Annotated in this window: 13 protein-coding genes and 1 pseudogene; 8 read left to right on the forward strand and 6 right to left on the reverse strand. The window is 66.1% G+C overall.

Translation table 11 applies throughout. From position 1 onward, the window contains the following. Nucleotides 1-65 precede the first annotated feature (65 nt). Both Y704_RS0106315 and clpB read right to left on the reverse strand, forming a co-directional pair. Nucleotides 66-305 (reverse strand): DUF3073 domain-containing protein, encoded by a 240-nt coding sequence (locus Y704_RS0106315; RefSeq protein ID WP_026532710.1) that lies wholly within the window; start codon nucleotides 303-305, stop codon nucleotides 66-68. A 141-nt stretch (nucleotides 306-446) separates the two neighbouring features. Beyond that, nucleotides 447-3,056: an ATP-dependent chaperone ClpB gene (gene clpB, locus Y704_RS19405; RefSeq protein ID WP_035771830.1), complete on the reverse strand. Its 2,610-nt coding sequence runs from the start codon at nucleotides 3,054-3,056 to the stop codon at nucleotides 447-449. Nucleotides 3,057-3,363: 307 nt separating this feature from the next. Here clpB and betT point away from each other — a divergent pair, with 307 nt between their 5' ends. From betT to Y704_RS22665, 6 genes are all read left to right on the forward strand, one after another. Further along, nucleotides 3,364-5,496, forward strand: coding sequence for a choline BCCT transporter BetT (betT, locus tag Y704_RS0106325; protein WP_035771831.1), 2,133 nt, complete (start codon nucleotides 3,364-3,366; stop codon nucleotides 5,494-5,496). Further along, a complete protein-coding gene (locus Y704_RS0106330; protein ID WP_026549486.1) occupies nucleotides 5,493-6,986 on the forward strand; it encodes an aldehyde dehydrogenase family protein in 1,494 nt (497 codons plus the stop codon). The genes betT and Y704_RS0106330 overlap by 4 nt, the downstream gene beginning before the upstream one ends. Further along, nucleotides 6,983-8,608, forward strand: coding sequence for a GMC family oxidoreductase (locus tag Y704_RS0106335; RefSeq protein ID WP_026549487.1), 1,626 nt, complete (start codon nucleotides 6,983-6,985; stop codon nucleotides 8,606-8,608). The genes Y704_RS0106330 and Y704_RS0106335 overlap by 4 nt, the downstream gene beginning before the upstream one ends. A 76-nt stretch (nucleotides 8,609-8,684) precedes the next feature. Next, complete coding sequence (locus tag Y704_RS0106340; RefSeq protein ID WP_026549488.1) at nucleotides 8,685-10,628, forward strand: penicillin-binding transpeptidase domain-containing protein; 1,944 nt, start codon at nucleotides 8,685-8,687, stop codon at nucleotides 10,626-10,628. A gap of 122 nt (nucleotides 10,629-10,750) precedes the next feature. After that, a complete protein-coding gene (locus Y704_RS19410; protein ID WP_081747441.1) occupies nucleotides 10,751-12,280 on the forward strand; it encodes a flotillin family protein in 1,530 nt (509 codons plus the stop codon). 230 nt (nucleotides 12,281-12,510) lie between these two features. After that, nucleotides 12,511-12,855, forward strand: coding sequence for a hypothetical protein (locus Y704_RS22665; RefSeq protein ID WP_051476761.1), 345 nt, complete (start codon nucleotides 12,511-12,513; stop codon nucleotides 12,853-12,855). A 147-nt stretch (nucleotides 12,856-13,002) separates the two neighbouring features. Here the strand turns inward: Y704_RS22665 and Y704_RS0106355 are convergent, their stop codons facing one another. Next, nucleotides 13,003-13,644: a TetR/AcrR family transcriptional regulator gene (locus Y704_RS0106355; protein ID WP_026549489.1), complete on the reverse strand. Its 642-nt coding sequence runs from the start codon at nucleotides 13,642-13,644 to the stop codon at nucleotides 13,003-13,005. A gap of 1 nt (nucleotide 13,645) precedes the next feature. Beyond that, entirely contained in the window at nucleotides 13,646-13,969 is a 324-nt protein-coding gene (locus Y704_RS0106360; protein WP_026549490.1) for a DMT family transporter, read from the reverse strand. Between the two features lie 363 nt (nucleotides 13,970-14,332). Here Y704_RS0106360 and Y704_RS19420 point away from each other — a divergent pair. Together Y704_RS19420 and iolB are read left to right on the forward strand one after the other, a co-directional pair. After that, nucleotides 14,333-15,069: pseudogene (locus tag Y704_RS19420) on the forward strand (GntR family transcriptional regulator). 14 nt (nucleotides 15,070-15,083) lie between these two features. After that, on the forward strand, nucleotides 15,084-15,977 hold the full coding sequence (gene iolB, locus Y704_RS0106370; protein ID WP_026549491.1) for a 5-deoxy-glucuronate isomerase: 894 nt from the start codon (nucleotides 15,084-15,086) through the stop codon (nucleotides 15,975-15,977). Here the strand turns inward: iolB and Y704_RS0106375 are convergent. Next, complete coding sequence (locus Y704_RS0106375; protein ID WP_026549492.1) at nucleotides 15,967-17,382, reverse strand: sugar porter family MFS transporter; 1,416 nt, start codon at nucleotides 17,380-17,382, stop codon at nucleotides 15,967-15,969. The genes iolB and Y704_RS0106375 overlap by 11 nt on opposite strands. Next, nucleotides 17,379-18,269, reverse strand: a complete 891-nt coding sequence (locus tag Y704_RS0106380) for a sugar phosphate isomerase/epimerase family protein (protein ID WP_026549493.1) — start codon at nucleotides 18,267-18,269, stop codon at nucleotides 17,379-17,381. The genes Y704_RS0106375 and Y704_RS0106380 overlap by 4 nt, the downstream gene beginning before the upstream one ends. Between the last annotated feature and the right edge of the window lie 13 nt (nucleotides 18,270-18,282).

An 18,282-nucleotide genomic window follows, 5' to 3' on the forward strand; every position in this document is an offset into this window, starting at 1 on the left:
AAAAGTGGCGCATCCAGCCCCGGGGGTTGGATGCACCACTTTGATGAAGAACCTGATACCGCTGCTCAGCCGGTGCGGCGTGAACCGCCGTCCTCGCCGTCGTCGCCGTACTCCTCGACGTACTTGTCCGCATACTCCGAATAGTCCGGTTCCACGGGTTCGGGAGCTTCAGTACGGCGGTTCGAGGCGCGACCGCTCGGGCCTGTGAGCTCGCGCTGCAGTGCCGTGTAGTCAGTCGCCGGGCTGAAGTACTTCATGTCCCGGGCCTGCTTGGTAGCTTTTGCCTTTTGACGGCCGCGCCCCATGGCGTGACCCCCTTTTTTGCGTCGATCCGGAGGTGGTCACTGGGGCGCAAGGCCCAAGGCTACAGTGAGGCCCCGGAGTATTCGGTCAATTTGTCGTAACCCTAGGTTACATGCTTTCACGGACGCCGGTGCGCCGGGTCCTCAGCCCGTCACGACGGTCACCATGAGGCCCTCATCCGCACCATCGCCGTCGGACCCTCGGCCCCGGTCCACCAGCACGGTGTCGCCGTCGTCGATCCCTCCGGCAAGGATGCCGCGCGCCAGACGGTCCCCGATCTCACGCTGGACGAGGCGCCGCAGGGGCCGAGCCCCGTACGCGGGATCGAAGCCCGTCATCGCCAGCCATTCGCTCGCGGCCGGCGTGACATCGAGCTGGAGCCTGCGGTCCCTGAGCCGGGACGCCAGTGCCTCGACCTGGAGGTTCACGATCCGCGAGAGGTCGTCGAGGCTCAGCGGATCGAACACGATGACGTCGTCGAGCCGGTTGAGGAACTCCGGGCGGAAGCTGGCATTCACGGTGGCCAGGACGGCGGCCCGCTTGGCGTCGTCGTCGAGCATCGGATCGACGAGGAACTGTGACCCCAGGTTCGAGGTGAGCACGAGGATCACGTTCCGGAAGTCCACGGTGCGCCCCTGTCCGTCGGTCAGCCGGCCGTCGTCGAGCACCTGGAGGAGGAGGTCGAAGACCTCGGGGTGGGCCTTCTCCACCTCGTCGAGAAGCACCACGCTGTAGGGACGGCGGCGCACCGCCTCGGTGAGCTGGCCGCCCTCCTCGTACCCGACATACCCGGGAGGAGCCCCGACAAGCCGCGCGACCGAGTGCTTCTCGGAGTATTCGGACATGTCGATGCGGATCATGGCGCGTTCATCGTCGAACAGGAAATCGGCGAGCGCCTTGGCGAGTTCGGTCTTGCCCACGCCGGTCGGGCCGAGGAACAGGAACGAGCCCGTGGGCCGGTCCGGGTCGGAAACCCCCGCGCGTGCGCGCCGCACCGCGTCGGACACCGAGGCGACTGCTCTCCGCTGGCCGATCAGGCGTGCACCGATGGTGTCCTCCATCTGCAGCAGCTTCTGGCTCTCGCCCTGCAGCATGCGCCCGGCAGGGATGCCGGTCCAGGCCGAAATCACTTCGGCGATGTCGGCGGCGCCCACCTCGTCGGCGACCATGAGCTCGGGAGCGCCGTCGGCCTGCTCCTCCGCCTGGGCAGCGTCCAGTTCCCGCTGGACCTGGGGTATCTCGCCGTAGAGGATCCGTGACGCCGTCTCGAGGTCGCCGTCGCGCTGGGCGCGATCGGCCTGCGAGCGCAGGTCATCGAGTGAGGCCTTGAGGTCACCGACCCGGTTGAGGCCGGCCTTCTCCGCCTCCCAGCGGGCGTTGAGTGCACTGAGCTGTTCACTCTTGTCGGCCAGATCGGCACGGAGGGTTTCGAGGCGCTCCAGCGACGCCTGATCCTTTTCGCCCGACAGCGCGAGCGCCTCCATCCGGAGCCGATCGAGCGCACGTTTGAGCTGATCGATCTCCTCCGGCGCCGAGTCGATTTCCATCCGTAGCCGGGACGCCGCTTCATCGACGAGGTCGATGGCCTTGTCCGGGAGCTGACGGCCCGAGATGTAGCGGTGCGACAGCGTAGCCGCTGCCACAAGGGCGGCATCCGCGATGGATACCTTGTGGTGCGCCTCGTACCGTTCCTTGAGCCCCCGCAGAATCCCGATGGTGTCCACGACCGACGGCTCCCCGACGTAGACCTGCTGGAAGCGCCGTTCGAGCGCCGGGTCCTTCTCCACCCGCTCGCGGTACTCATCGAGGGTGGTGGCACCGATCAGGCGCAGCTCACCGCGCGCGAGCATCGGCTTGAGCATGTTCCCGGCGTCCATGGACCCTTCGGAAGCACCCGCGCCGACCACGGTGTGCAGCTCGTCGATGAACGTCACCACCTGGCCGTTCGCTGAGCGGATCTCCTCCAGCACTGCCTTCAGCCGCTCCTCGAACTCACCGCGGTACTTGGCGCCGGCCACCATCGAGCCGAGGTCGAGGCTGATGAGGGTTTTGCCCCGCAGGGACTCCGGAACGTCTCCGGCCACCATGCGCTGTGCCAGGCCCTCGACGACGGCGGTCTTGCCGACGCCCGGTTCGCCGATCAGCACGGGGTTGTTCTTGGTGCGCCGGCTCAGCACCTGGACCACCCGGCGGATCTCGGCGTCGCGGCCGATGACGGGATCCAGCTTGCCCGACCGGGCGATCTCCGTGAGGTCCACACCGAACTTCTGCAGCGCCTGGAAAGTGTTCTCGGGATCGGGCGAGGTGACGCGGCGGTCGCCCCGGACGCCGGGAAGCGCCGCCGCAAGGGCGTCACGGGAGATTCCCGCCCCGCGGAGAATGATGCCCGCCGGTCCGGGATCTGCGGCGAGACCCAGCAGCAGGTGCTCGGTGGAGACGAACTGGTCGCCGAGCGACTCCGCTTCCTGCTGCGCCGCCGCCACCATCTGCAGGGAGCCCCGCGAAAACTGCGGCTGCGCCACGGAACTGCCCGACGACGCCGGCAACGCCTTGATGGCCGAACTCGCCTGGACGCTGATGTCATCGGGGCCCGCGCCCGCGGCCTTGAGGAGCGCCACGGCGACGCCGTCGCGCTGGTCCATCAGGGCTTTCAGGAAATGAGGCGTGTCCACCTGCGGGTTGCCTGCGGTGGAAGCGTTCATTGCCGCAGCTGAGAGCGCTTCCTGGCTCTTGGTCGTGAATTTGGTGTCCACAGCACTGTCCCTTTCTGATGGACGGCCGCCCGACCGTCCACGGATCGTTAACTTGAGTGTATTCCACTCAAGTCTGATCCGCAGTGCATCCTCCCCCGCTTCGCTCAGGGCGAAGCACCGCACACCAGGCACCAGCCTGTGAGGGCCGTCACCCGTTTCGGGGCGCCCGGGGTCCGGCAGGTAGTGTTGATGGTCCCCTCCGCGCCATAGCTTTGCGCCGATTTCCTGCGTAAAATTTTTGCACCAATGCCCCGCTTTGCCCGTTGGGGTTGCTATCAGCGTGGCATCAATCGATCCGAGGGAAGACATGAGCCAATCAACGAAAGCACCACCGGGCGCTTCGACTCCGGCGGAGCCCGAAAAGACCCCGGGCAAGACGCAGGTCAACAAGACGGTCTTTCTCGGCTCCGCGGCCGGCATCCTCGCCATCACCCTGTGGGCCATCGTCTCGCCCGAGAGTGCCGCGGCCGTCATCGGCTCCATCGTCGGATGGGTGTCCGTCAACCTGGGTTGGTACTACTTCCTCATCGTTACCCTAGTGGTGATCTTCGTCCTCGTCGTGGCGCTGACGAGGGTCGGCAAGACGAAGCTGGGTCCCGACCATTCCAAACCCCAGTTCAGCATGTTCACCTGGGCGTCGATGCTGTTCGCGGCGGGAATCGGCATCGACCTGATGTTCTTCTCCGTCTCCGAACCCATCACGCAATACCTCGCCCCGTCCCAGGGTGATGGCGGAACCACCGAGACGGCACGCCAGGCGATGGTCCTCACGCTGTTCCACTACGGCATCACCGGCTGGGCCCTGTACGCACTCATGGGCCTTGCCCTCGGCTACTTCGCCTACCGCCAGAACCTCCCCCTCAGCATCCGCAGCGCGCTGTACCCCATCTTCGGCAAGAAGGTAGACGGCGGCCTCGGCGACGCCGTGGACATCGCAGCCCTGCTCGGCACCATTTTCGGGATTGCGACCTCCCTCGGCATCGGCGTGGTCCAGCTCAACTACGGGCTCACCGTCATGTTCGGGCTGCCCGAGAACCTCGCCGTGCAGACCGGCCTCATCGTCGTGGCAGTCCTCATGGCCACCGTCTCCGTGGTCTCCGGCGTGGAGAAGGGGATCCGGCGGCTCGCGGAACTCAACGTCATCCTCGCACTCGGCTTGATGCTGTTCATCCTGATCACCGGCAAGACGAGCTTCCTGCTGGACGGAATCATCCAGAACACCGGTGATGTCCTCAGCCGCTTCCCGGGCATGACCCTCGACACCTTCGCCTACGACCGCCCCGATGCCTGGCTCAGCGGCTGGACCCTGTTCTTCTGGGCCTGGTGGATCGCCTGGGCTCCCTTCGTCGGGCTGTTCCTGGCACGGATCTCCCGCGGCAGGACCATCCGCCAGTTCGTCCTCGGCACCATGATCGTTCCCTTCGCCTTCATCCTGCTGTGGATCTCCGTCTTCGGCAACAGCGCCCTCGACCTCGTCATGGGTGGCAATGCGGACTTCGGCGAGACCGCGATGAACCAGCCGGAGCGCGCGTTCTATGGACTGCTGGAGCAGTACCCGGCCGCTCCGCTGCTGGTAGCAGTCGCAACCTTCACCGGCCTGCTGTTCTACGTCACCTCCGCCGATTCCGGCGCACTCGTGATGTCCACCTTCACGTCCCGCCTGAAGGACGCCGACTCCGACGGCCCCAAGTGGCTCCGCATCTTCTGGGCTGTGGCCACCGGCCTGTTGACCCTGGCCATGCTGACGGTCGGCGGCGTTCCGACACTGCAGAACGCCACCATCATCATGGGACTCCCCCTGTCGATCCTGCTGCTGTTCATCATGCTGGGGCTCTACAAGGCCCTCCGCGTGGAGAACTCGCTGATCGACAGCTACCGCTCAAGCCTTCCCGGCATCATCTCCGGGCGCGCGAACGAGGGCCGGGGCGGGCGGAACTGGCGGCAGCGCCTCGCCCGCGCCATGTCCTATCCCGGGCCTGCCCGGGCCAACCACTTCGTCGACACCGTGGCGCAGCCGGCCCTGCAGGAAGTCCATGACGAGCTGGCGGCCCAGGGCGCCGACGTCTCCCTGACCACCGGCATGGTGGAGGCCTGCGGCATCCGCCACGTCGACCTGCAGGTCAGCCTCGGCGATGAGCGGCCCTTCAAGTACCAGATCTACCCCGTGCAGTACGACACGCCGTCCTTCGCAACCGAGAACGCCGCGGCGGACGCGAAGTACTACCGGATGGAGGTCTTCTCGCTCGAGGGCAGCCACAGCTACGACCTCGCCGGCTACACCGCGGAACAGGTCATCACCGACGTGCTGGACCACTACGAGACACACCTCGAGTTCCTGCATCTCAACCGCGCAGTGCCCGGCAATACGGCACTCGCCGAGGACCAGAGCGCCAAGGACAACTGGGCGTCGGACTTCCCGCACCAGGAGGAGATCAAGTGAGTACAGCAACACTGTTCATCGGCGGCGCATGGGTGCCGGCGTCCGACGGCGGCACCCGCACCATTTCCTGCCCGGCCGACGGCGGACACGTCGGGACCGTCTCCGAAGGCACGAGGGACGACGCCGAGCGCGCCATCGCGGCAGCACGCCGGTCCTTCGACTCGGGCGAGTGGTCCTCCGTGCCCGCTCCGCAGCGGGGCGACTTCCTCCTGAAGGTGGCGACGGAACTGCGCGCCCGGAAGGACGAGTTCGCCCGTGCCGAGACCCTGGACACGGGCAAGCGCCTGGTCGAGAGCGAAATCGACATGGACGACATTGCCGACTGCTTCGCCTACTTCGGCAAGCTGGCCGGTCAGAATGCAGGGCGCATCGTCGATGCCGGGAACAACAGTGTGGTGAGCCGGATCGCCTACGAACCCGTCGGGGTCTGCGGGCTTATCTCCCCATGGAACTACCCTCTCCTGCAGGCCGCCTGGAAGATCGCGCCGGCCATCGGAGCGGGCTGCTCCTTCATCCTGAAGCCCAGCGAGCTGACCCCGCACACGGCCATCCTGATGATGGACCTCCTCGACTCGCTGGGGCTCCCCAAAGGCGTCGCGAACCTGGTGCTGGGGGCCGGTGCGGTGGTGGGGGCTCCCCTGTCCGAGCATCCCGACGTCGACATGGTGTCCTTCACGGGCGGCCTGGAAACCGGCAAGCGGATTGCCGCCGCGGCGTCGGGCACCATCAAGAAGGTGGCGCTGGAGCTGGGCGGCAAGAATCCCAACATCGTGTTCGCCGACGCCGATTTCGACTCCGCACTCGACAACGCGCTCAACGCCGCTTTCGTCCACTCAGGCCAGGTGTGCTCCGCCGGTGCCCGGCTCCTCGTCGAGGAACCCATCGCCGAGCGATTCGTCACCGAACTGGTCCGGCGCACCCGGGACATCCGCCTCGGCGGGCCCTTCGACGAACTCGCCGAAGCGGGTCCCCTGATTTCGGCCGCCCACCGCGACAAGGTCACCGCCTACGTCCGGAAGGGCGTCGACGAGGGCGCGCGGCTGCGCTGCGGTGGAACCTGGGGCGAAGGTGAGCTCGAGAAGGGTTTCTACTACCTGCCCACGGTGCTGGACCAGGTGGCCCGCGGTTCGTCGGTCCTTGTCGATGAGGCCTTCGGACCCGTCGTCACCGTGGAGACCTTCAACGGCGAGGACGAGGCGGTGGAGCTCGGCAATGACACTTCCTACGGCCTCGCCGGTGCCGTCTGGTCCCAGGACGCCGGCAAGGGCCAGCGCGTCGCTGCGCGCCTGAGGCACGGGACCATCTGGATCAACGACTTCCACCCGTACCTCCCGCAGGCGGAGTGGGGCGGGTTCGGCCACTCCAGCATCGGCCGCGAACTCGGGCCCACGGGATTCGCCGAATACCAGGAAGCCAAGCATATCTACCACAACATCGAGCCCGTGGTCACCGGCTGGTTCGAGGCACGCGTGAAGGAGGAGTCGGCATGAGCGGACTGCACCAGACCGAATTCGACTACATCGTCGTCGGCGGAGGCTCTGCGGGAGCCGCCGTGGCCGCACGCCTCAGCGAGGACCCGGCAGTGGAGGTCGCGCTCGTCGAGGCGGGCCCCGACGACCGTGGACTGGATGTCATCCTGCGGCTGGACCGCTGGATGGAACTGCTGGAATCCGGCTACGACTGGGACTACCCCATCGAGCCGCAGGAGAACGGCAACTCCTTCATGCGCCACGCCCGGGCCCGGGTCATGGGCGGCTGCTCGAGCCACAATTCGTGCATCGCCTTCTGGGCTCCCCGCGAGGACATTGACCAGTGGGAGCGCGAATTCGGGGCCACAGGGTGGAACTCCGACACCGCCTACGCGCTGTACCAGCGGCTGGAGACCAATGAGGACGCCGGACCGGACGCGCCCCACCACGGCAACAGCGGGCCCGTGCACCTCATGAACATCCCCGCCCATGACCCGTCGGGCCGCGCCCTCCTCGAAGCCTGCGCGCAGGCCGGCATCCCGAACGCCAGATTCAACACCGGCGAAACCGTCATCAACGGGGCGGGCCTGTTCCAGATCAACCGGCAGGCTGACGGCACCCGGGCGTCGTCGTCGGTGTCCTACATCCACCCCATCCTGGACCGGGCGAACTTCACGCTGCTCACCGACCTGCGGGCGCGTGAACTGCGCATCGACGCCGGGAACCGATGCACGGGCGTCGACGTCGTCGAGGGGGCATTCGGCCGTACCTCCGCGCTGACGGCTCGCGCCGAAGTGATCGTCTCGGCCGGTGCCATCGATTCGCCGAAGCTGCTGATGCTCTCCGGGATCGGACCCGCCGGGCACCTCACGGAGCGCGGCGTCGCTGTGCGGGTGGACTCCCCCGGTGTAGGCGAGCACCTGCAGGACCACCCGGAAGGCGTGATCCAGTGGGAGGCGAAACAACCGATGACGGGAACCTCCACCCAGTGGTGGGAGATCGGCATCTTCACCACCACCGAGGAGGGCCTCGACCGCCCCGACCTGATGTTCCACTACGGTTCGGTGCCGTTCGACATGCACACGCTGCGCCAGGGCTACCCCACCACCGACAACGGCTTCTGCCTCACCCCCAACGTCACCCACGCGCGGTCGCGCGGCACGGTGAAGCTGCGCAGCCGGGACTTCCGCGACAAGCCGATGGTGGATCCCCGGTACTTCACGGACCCCCATGACATGCGCGTCATGGTCGCCGGGATCCGGAAGGCCCGCGAGATCGTCGCGCAGCCGGCCATGGCCGAATGGGCGGGCGAGGAACTGTACCCGGGGAAGGACGTCCAGACGGATGAGCAGATCCAGGACTACATCCGGCGCACCCACAACACCGTGTACCACCCGGCGGGCACGGTGCGGATGGGTTCCCCCGATGACCCCCTGTCACCGCTTGATCCGCAGTTGCGTGTGAAGGGGATCCGGGGGCTGCGCGTCGCAGATGCCTCGGTGATGCCTGAACTCACCACCGTCAATCCGAACATCACCACCATGATGATCGGCGAGCGCTGTGCCGACCTCATCAGGCAGGACCGCGCCGCCGCGCTCCAGAGCAGCGGCGCCGGTGCCGCGGACAGTTCTGCGTCCGGCTGACCGGATGATCTCCCGCCCGCAACGCCTGCAGACGGGTTAGCGCAGAAGAAGGTTCCCCATCGGCCATAATGGCCTGATGGGGAACCTTCGTCGCGTCAACGCCGTTGTGGGCACTGCCGTGCTTGCCGCCACACTGTCGGGGTGCACCACCAGCGGGCCCACCGCGGAGGATGCCGCGCGGGAACTGGCCGACGGGCTCGCACTGCTCGATGTCTCCGGATCCGCCTTCACCGCTGAAGAAGCGCAGGATGTCACGACCGACCTCGGCACCATCACCGAGGCGCTGGATCCCCTCCGCCCGCAGGTCGCCGTGGCGTCGGTGGAATCCACGGGCGACGACGCCGCCACCGCACGCCTGAACTACACCTGGGACGTGGACGCCTCCGACGTCGACTGGACGTACTCGACGACGGCGCAACTGATGCGCGTGGACGACGAGTGGCAGGCGGTCTGGGACCCCGCACTCCTCGTGCCGGAACTTCAGGTCGACGAGCGCCTGACGATGGCCACAACGCAGGCGGAGCGGGCAGGAATCACCGGTGCCGGCGGTGAGGCCATCGTGACGGAACGGCCCGTGGTCCGGGTGGGCATCGACAAGATGCAGGTCCCGGAGCCGGAGCAGCCCGCAGCGGCCACTGCACTCGCGGAGCTCGTGGGGATCGATCCCGCTGCGTACACCGAGCAGGTGGCCGCCGCTGGCGCGGAGGCGTTCGTGGAGGCCATCGTGCTCCGCGATGACGCCTCCAGGACAGTGACCGATGAGCAGATCGAGGCAATTCCCGGAACGCTCGTCCAGGCCGACACTCTTGCTCTCGGGCCCACTCGCACGTTCGCGCGGGAACTTCTCGGGTCCGTGGGTCAACCGAGTGCGGAACAGATCGAATCGTCGGAGGGTGCCCTCACCGCCGGAGAAATCGCAGGGTTGTCGGGCCTGCAACTGCAGCACAACGACCAGCTGGCAGGAACGCCGGGCCTCGAGATCTCAGCGATGCCCAGCGATGGGGCGGGACCCCGCCAGCTCTTCGAAAAGGCACCCGTGGAGGGCACACCGCTGGCCATCACCCTTGAGCCGGCCCTGCAGACGCTGGCGGAGCAGGTCCTGGCCGAGGAGCCGTCGGCGTCGTCGATCGTAGCCCTCCGCCCCAGCTCCGGGGAGATCCTCACTGTGGCGAACGGACCCGGAAGCGAGGGCCTGCAGACAGCACTCCTGGGTCAGTACCCGCCGGGCTCCACCTTCAAGGTGGCCACGAGCCTGGCGTTGCTCCGAGAGGGCTTCACCCCCGAGACACCGACGGAGTGCTCTGCGGAACTCACCGTCGAAGGCCGCGCCTTCACCAATGCCAGTACCTACCCGGCGCAGTTCGTGGGAACCATCCCCCTGCTCCAGACCTTCGCGCAGTCCTGCAACACCGGCTTCATCTCGAACCGCGACATCGTCTCGCAGCCGGAATTGGCCGCAGCGGCAGCTGATCTCGGCATCGGCGTGGAATCCGCCGTCGGGCTTCCTGCATTCTTCGGGGCGGTGCCCGCCGAAGCCGAGGGCACCGCGCACGCCGCCGCCATGATCGGCCAGGGCGAAGTGCTGGTGTCGCCGCTCGCACTTGCCACCATGGCCGCCAGTGTCGGCAACGGTGCCCGCGTCACCCCGACGCTGCTGGCAGCGGGGCAGGACGAGGGGCAGCCGCCGTCGTCCTCCGCCCCGCCGTCCCCGTCGGGTACACCCGGGGACGCTCCGGCTCCCAGCTCACTCACGCCGGAGGAAGCCGCGACGCTGCGCACCCTGATGGCCGCTGTCGTCGCCGAGGGCGGCGCCCAACTCCTCAGTGACATCCCCGGAGAGCCGGTCCTCGCGAAAACAGGAACCGCCGAGTTCGGCAGCGAGGACCCGCCGCGCACCCACGCGTGGATCGTCGCGCTGCAGGGCGACCTCGCGGTGGCGGTCTTCGTGGAAGAGGGAGAGCTGGGTTCGACGTCCGGCGGGCCGCTTCTGGAAGCATTCCTGCGGGGAGCCGCAGGCTAGGAATGTGCCGACAGTTCACTGACCGACGACATGGGGGTTCCACAGCGACGTGACATTGATAGGCCGCATCCGTACGCGGATGCATTCCAGCTCATCCCGGTAAGCCCTCAGAAAGGGTCGTAGTGGATTTTTCCTTCGTACCGTTCGTCATCGGTGCAATCGTTCTTCTCGTTCTCCTCGTCCTCGTTGCCATCCTCGCGAAGATGGCACTCCATATCGCCAGTCCGGACCAGGCGCTCATCATCTCCTCGCGCGACAGCAAGGGACAGCCCGACCCCGACAGCCAGCGCGTGGTCTTCGGCCGCGTCTTCATCAACCCGTTCTCGCAGCGGGCCTATCCCCTGTCCCTCGCGTCCCGGCAGGTCTCGCTGAAGATCGAGGGCATCTCCCTCAACGGCATCAAGCTGCACCTCACCGGTGTTGCCCAGGTCAAGGTCGGCGGCGACGCCGACTCCGTCCGTAAGGCCGCGCAGCGTTTCCTGAACCAGCAGGACGCCATCGACCACTACACGCAGGAAACGCTCTCCGGCTCCTTGCGCTCGATCGTCGGCACCCTGACGGTGGAGTCGATCATCCGCGATCGCGCAACCTTCGCCAAGAGTGTCAAGGAGGAAGCCGAACATTCGATGCACAACCAGGGTCTGGAGATCGACACCTTCCAGATCCAGTCGGTGGACGATGATTCCGGCTACCTGAAGAATCTCGGCCGGCCCGAAGCCGCGCTCGCCGAGCGGAACGCGAAGATTGCCGAAGCGCGCTCCGTACAGGAGTCCGAGCAGGCCCGCGCGATCTCCGACGAGCAGGTGGCGCTGGCGCAGCAGCAGCTGATCATCCGCCGGGCCGAGCTGAAGGAGGAAGCCGACGCCCGTCAGGCACGGGCCGACGCCGCCGGACCGCTCGCCCAGGCCGAGCAGAACGAACAGGTGATCATCCGCGAACAGCAGGTGGCCCAGCGTCGCGCCGAACTGCGCGAGCGTGAGCTCGACACCGAGGTGCGCAAGCCCGCCGATGCTGAGAAGTACCGGCTGATCCAGCAGGCCGACGCGAAGCTCGAGGAACGACGGCGTGCCTCCGAGGCCACCGAGATCGAAGCCCGGGTCGAGCTCGCCAAACGGAAACTGAGTGCCGAGGGTGACCGCGTGGCTGCTGAAGCCGATGCCGCGGCGGATACCGCCCGCGGTAACGCCGCAGCCGCCATCAACGAGGCCAAGGGCCGTGCTGATGCAACGGTCATCAGCACGCGAGGTAATGCGGAGGCCGTCTCGACCGAGGCCAAGGGCAAGGCGGAAGCTGCCGGTATCGCCGCACAGGCCGAGGCATACCAGAAGTTCAACCAGGCGGCGATCCTCAGCAAGGTCCTCGAGGTGCTTCCGGCCATGGCCCGCGAGGTCGCGGCTCCCATGTCCGCGATCAAGAACATGACGGTGGTTTCCAGCGACGGCGCAAGCCAGCTGAGCAAGAATGTCTCGAGCGGCGTTCACCAGACCACGCAGATGATCAAGGACACCACGGGCCTGGACATCATCTCGCTGCTGGGAGATGCCCTCAGAAATGCCAACCCCGCCGGGCGGAACGCCCCGACCGGATCCTCCCCCACGGGCTCCTCCGCTGCTGCGCCGTCGGACAGTGGTCATGCCGGAGCTGATTCCTGACCAGCAGGGGCTGTTCAGAGTCGTCCTCGGACACACCAACAGCGGTGTCGACGGGTTGATGGGGAAATAACGCACACGCCCGGCTGGGGAGATCCAGCCGGGCGTGTGCCGATCAGGTGGGACCCGGCGCGCTTCTTGAGGAAAAACAGAACTTCCGTGCAAGCGGCCCTTGAGGGCGGGAGCCCATCCTTGAGAGAACGGTTCGGCCGCAAGGCCCGGAGGAGAGGCAGGTGACCATGCAGCACGAACAGACCCTGGACGCTCTCGATTTCGCCGGCCTGACCGTCGGTGAAGTGTGGCTCCATTACGTGAATATGGGCGGCGACATCGGCGAGACCGAAGTGGACGCCTACCTCCACGGAATGATGCCACTCCCCGCCGGCGAACGGAACTGCGTGTCCCAGGCAGTGAACGAGCTGATCGACGACGCCGCGGGCGGGCACCTTTCAGCCGGGTGCCGTGCGCCCTACAGCGTCAATCATTCGCCCATCAGGGAAGCGCTACTTCCTGCGACGAAGCAGGACTGTTCACCGCAGTACGAGGGCAGGTGCAGCGTGAGGTCGGAGAACGGGTAGCCGAAGCTGCATCGCGAGCGTCCGGCAGGTGGGCCAAATTGGGTGCCGGTTGTCACGCTTTCCCGCAGTATGACACCTGGCACGAGAGTGCTCTCCTGGAGCATCTGGCACGCTCTGCCGCCACGGAAGACCGGAACTCCTCCTCAGTCATCCTTCTCGCGGACCCGTGAGGAGTTCGATCAGGCACTGCACGGTTGTGGTGGCTGATGCGAGGTCGGCCCCTTCGGCGAGAATCCGCAGCAGGGCTCCATCGATGACGGCGAGCAGGACGCCGCCTGCGGCCTCGATGTCCCGGTATGGTACCGCCGGTCCGGCGTGAAGGCGCAGGGTATCCGTGAGCAGCGCTTCGATCCGCGAGTCGTACGCGGCGATAACGGCCCTGAGCTGCGGCTGGCGGGCGGCTTCGACGTAGCGTTCGTAAAGGCTCAGCAACGCTGTTCTATCCACGTCCGCCGAACCCACTGGAACCGGCGCGGCGACGCGGATCAGGGCCTCCGCCAGCGCTTCAGCGTCCCGAATCGGTGTATCCAACTTCCTGACTTCGTGCCGCGCCTTCTCAAGCCAGTCCTTCGCCAGGTAATGAACGGTTTCGGCAAGCAGATCGTCGAGCGATGCGAAGTAGTAGGTCGTGGCGGCCAGCGGCAGGTCCGCGTACTGGGCGACGGCGCGGTGACTGACTGCTGCAAAACCTCGCTGCATGATCAGCTTCCCGGCAGCCTCGAGAAGCAGTTGCCTTCGGCGTTCGCCTCGCACCGACGTCTTTCGCTGCGCGTCCCTCACCGCGCCCATGTCAGTGCGTACTACTGGAAAGTTGCAGACCGACAACGCCAGCGACCACGAGAACAATGGACACCAGTTTGAGCGTATCCGTGGACTCGCCCAGGTAGATCATTCCGAAGACGGCCGTGCCGACTGCGCCGATACCAGTCCACACCGCGTAAGCGGAACCGACCGGCAGGGTCCGGAGACCGATGCTCAGGAGAGTGAAGCTCCCCGCGGCGAACACCAGGAACAGCACACTCGGTAAGAGTCGAGAGAATCCCTCGCTGTACTTCAGCGAGACAGCGAATCCGGTCTCCAACAGCCCGGCTATCACGATCAGCACCCACGCCATGATTCGCTCCTCACCTGTACGTCATCCTGGTGGACCTATAGTTGGTACGATCGTACCAACTATAGGTCCACCAGTCCTCACCATCAAGCCTTCGTTGGAAATGTCCTCCCCGCGACGAGTCCCGACTCACAGGGCTCACTGCATTCGGCGGATTACTCGAGGTCGACGTTCAGTCTTAATGTCATGACAAATTACATTTCGGCTCCAAGCCAAGCAGCGGGAAAATTACGGCGATCCTCATCGACGATGTCCTTCTCTGCACCTCTGGGGTAGTGTGGAACCAGTTGTTTGTCCGGTCAAATCGATGCACTCTCAGGCATGAGGTCGAATCGAAGCTCACCGCACTGTCACGGAGGAGGATCAATGAACTCGTTGAGGCTCGACATCGATCGCTCCTCGCCGGTGCCTCTCTACCATCAGGTAGCTCAGGGGATCGAAGCCGCCATCCGCACGGGCGCCCTTGCCCCCGGAAGCAAGCTGGACAACGAGATAGATCTGGCGGCGCAACTCAGCCTGTCCCGGCCCACCATGAGGAAGGCCATGGACGAGCTGGTCCGGTCGGGACTTCTGGTACGCAAGCGGGGCGTGGGCACCCAGGTGGTGGCCAGCCAGGTGCGACGCCACCTCGAGCTGTCCAGCCTCTTCGACGACCTTCAGCACTCCGGCAGCAAGCCGGGCAGCGATGTGCTGTCGTTCGCCCATCTGGCCGCCGATGACTCCGTCCGGGAGGCCCTGGCTCTGCTGACGGGCGCGAAGGTGTACCACCTCGTACGTCTCCGGCGGGNNNNAAAAAGCCGCTGGCACTCATGGAGAACTGGGTGCGCGACGACGTCGCCGAGCTCAGTGAGAAAGCCCTCGTGGACCGGGGACTGTATGAGATCCTCCGGTCCGCGGGCGTGAACTTCCGCCTGGCACAGCAGCGCATCGGTGCGCGCACCTGCGACGACTACGAGGCAGGTCTGCTCGACATCGCGCCGGCGTCCGCGCTCCTGACGATGGACCGGACAGCGATCGACGATACCGGCCGGAACATCGAGGTGGGCCACCACGTCTACCGCGCCGATTCCTACAGTTTCGAAACGACCCTGGTCAACCGCTGAGAGAGGCTTCACCAATGGCTCGATGGGTATATCCGCTGGGATCGGCGAAGGCGGACGGCTGGCAGGTGTCCCTCGGTTCCGCTGGATCAGGGACGCCTGTTGACGGCTGGCACCACACGGGACTTCGGGTTGCTCTCCTGGCTGCCGGCGGCTCGGTGGAGCTCCCGGCGGAACCTGAGGAACGCATCGTGGTGCCGTTGAGCGGATCCTTCACCGTGAGCGCAGGAGGCCGGGACCATGATCTCGACGGACGCCCCTCGGTCTTTTCCGGGCCGTCGGACGTGCTGTACTCGGGCACGAAGGAACCGGTGAGGATCAGTTCCCGCGACGGCGGCCGGGTTGCCGTGGCCACGGCCCCGGCGCGAACGAGATACCCCGTCCGGCTGCTGAAGGCCGCTGACATCCCGGTCGAGCTGAGGGGTGCCGGCAACGCTTCACGGCAGGTGCATAATTTCGGAACACCGGGTGCCCTCGAGGCTGACCGCTTCATCGTCTGTGAGGTCCTCACGCCTGCGGGCAACTGGTCCTCCTACCCTCCCCACAAGCATGACGAGGAGAAGGACGGGGAAACGAACCTGGAGGAGATCTACTACTTCGAGACGCAGGTGGCGAGGGATTCCCCGGCTCCCGGCGCGACCGACGCCATCGGGTATCAGCGGGTCTATGCCTCGGACGAGAGGCCGATCGATGTGACAGCGGAGGTGCGCACGGGCGACGTCGTCCTGGTCCCCTACGGCTGGCACGGTCCGGCGATGGCCGCTCCCGGCTATGATCTGTACTACCTCAACATCATGGCCGGTCCGGGTGCGGTCCGCGAGTGGCTGATCAGCGACGACCCGCACCACGGCTGGGTCCGCGGCACCTGGGATTCCCAGGAGATCGACCCGCGGCTGCCGTTCACACGCTGAGTCTGAATTCGTGCTCGAGCTCCTCGAGCGACTTGTTCCGTGTCTCGGGAATGAACTTCCGTGCGAAAAGGATGGCTCCGATCCCCAGCACCACGAAGACGAAGAACGTGGTGGAAATACTGAGCGCCGCGACGAGGATGGGAAAGCTGAAGCTCACCGCGAAGTTGACCATCCACAGGACGAAGACGGACACCCCCATACCCATTCCGCGGATCTTCAGCGGGAAGATCTCGGACAGCATCAACCAGGTGACCGGTGAGATGGCTCCCTGCTGGAACGCAAGGAACGTCACGGTCAGGGAGAGAATCACGAAGCCGCGTGCGGTTCCCTCGGGAAGGATGAGGGAGAAGATCCCGATCAGGAGCAGGGCCGACGTCGTTCCGATCTGCCCGACGAGGAGCATGGGGCGGCGTCCCACCCGGCCGAGCAGCCAGATACCGACAAAGGTCGCCAGGACCGAGATGACGCCGTTGGCGATATTGGCGGTGAGCGCGGCCTCGGTACCGAAACCGGCATCCGTCAGGATCTGGGTGCCGTAGTACATGATCGAGTTGACGCCGGTGATCTGCTGGATCACGGCCAGTCCGATGCCGACCACGAACACGCGCTTCAGCCACGGTTCGCTGAGATCCTTGAAGGTTCCCATCTTGGCTTTGTAGTCCTCGACCGCGAGGGCCTTGACCTCCTCGAATTCCTTCCGTGCAACCTCCTTTTCGCGGATCTGCTGCAGCACGGAGTGCGCCTCACCGAAGTTGCCGATGGACGCGAGCCAGCGGGGGCTCTCGGGCACGAAATGCATGCCGATCCACAGCCCGATGGCGGGCAGGGTGGCGATCACCAGCATCCAGCGCCAGACGCCGTCGGTGTCGCCGAAGAAGTTTCCGAGGAACGCGTTGGTGGTGAAGGCCAGCAGTTGCCCGGTGACAATCATCAGTTCGTTGCGGGTCACCATCTGGCCGCGCCTCGCCGCCGGTGAAAGCTCGGCGAGGAAGATCGGCACCATGACCGACGCGCCGCCGACGGCCAGACCCAGCACCAGGCGCGAGGCAACCATGACGATGACGTCGGGCGCCAGCGATGCACCGAGTGTTCCCACGAGGAAGATGACGGCCAGGACGATGATCATGCGGCGTCGGCCGTATTGGTCTGCAAGCCGTCCGCCGAGGACGGCTCCGAACGCCGCCCCGAAGACGAGGGAACTCGCCACCAGTCCCTCGGTGAACGGCGTGAGGGACAGGTCCTCCTCCATGAACGGCAACGCGCCGTTGATGACTCCGGTGTCGAAGCCGAACAGGAGGCCGCCGAGGGTTGCAATCCAGGTGACCCTCCGCAGGAACCGATCCTGCCTGGTGTTCCCCGGTTTCCCTTCGGCGACACCCGCGGCCGGGATGGGCGTGGTGCTCATGGCTGGCTCCGCTCCTGCTTGGCCTTCGCGATGAAGGCGTTCATGGCGTCGAGCTGGTACCGGGACACTTCCGCGGCGTTCTCGTTCTCGGCGAAGACGCTGGAGACCATCACCGTGTCCTCCCTGTCGAAGAAGCCCAGACTGTTCAGCCCGCCGAAGAAGCCGCCCCAGTCGACGTCGCCGTCGCCGATCTTCAGGTGCTGGTGCACCCGGACCGAGTTTCCCGGCGGATTGGTGATGTAGCGGAGACCGGTCGAGGCCGTGTGGTCCATGGTGTCGGCGACGTGCACGAGCCTCAGGGTGTTCACTGCGGCCTGCAGGATGTCCTGCATGGGGTGGCCCATGTGGAAGGAGTGGCACGCGACGTACACGAAACCGATGTTGGGTGAGTTGAGCCCCCGGATCACGCGCAACGCTTCCAACCCGTCTTCGACGAAGTCGTCGGGATGAGGATCGATGCGGACGTCGATTCCCTCACGCTCGATGACCGGGAGCAGTTCCTCCATGGACCGGTAGAACGCGTCCTCCGACCTCTCCGCCAGCTCGGGGCGGCCGGTGAACTCGGTGCTCATCACGTCCACTCCCAGGTCCACTGCGATCTCGATGGCCCTCTTCCACTTGCGGACGGCGGCCACCCGTTCCTCCTCGTCAGGCGAGGCCCACCGGAGCACGGGGAGGATCGAGGCGATACCGACTCCCGCGTCCCGACAGGCCCTGCGTAACTCCGCCACGAGGGCGTCGTCGGCCTTCGGATGGCGGAAGAAGGGGAGGAAGTCGGGATGCGGGGTCAGCTGCAGGTGCTCATACCCGAGGTCGGCCACGAGTCGGGGGAACTCGAGCAGCCGGTGCGTGCTGTGGAACGGGGTGGGATCGAGCGCAGTCTTCATGGAGTCTCCAGGT

Source organism: Arthrobacter sp. Br18, assembly GCF_000520555.1.
Lineage (GTDB): Bacteria > Actinomycetota > Actinomycetes > Actinomycetales > Micrococcaceae > Arthrobacter_D.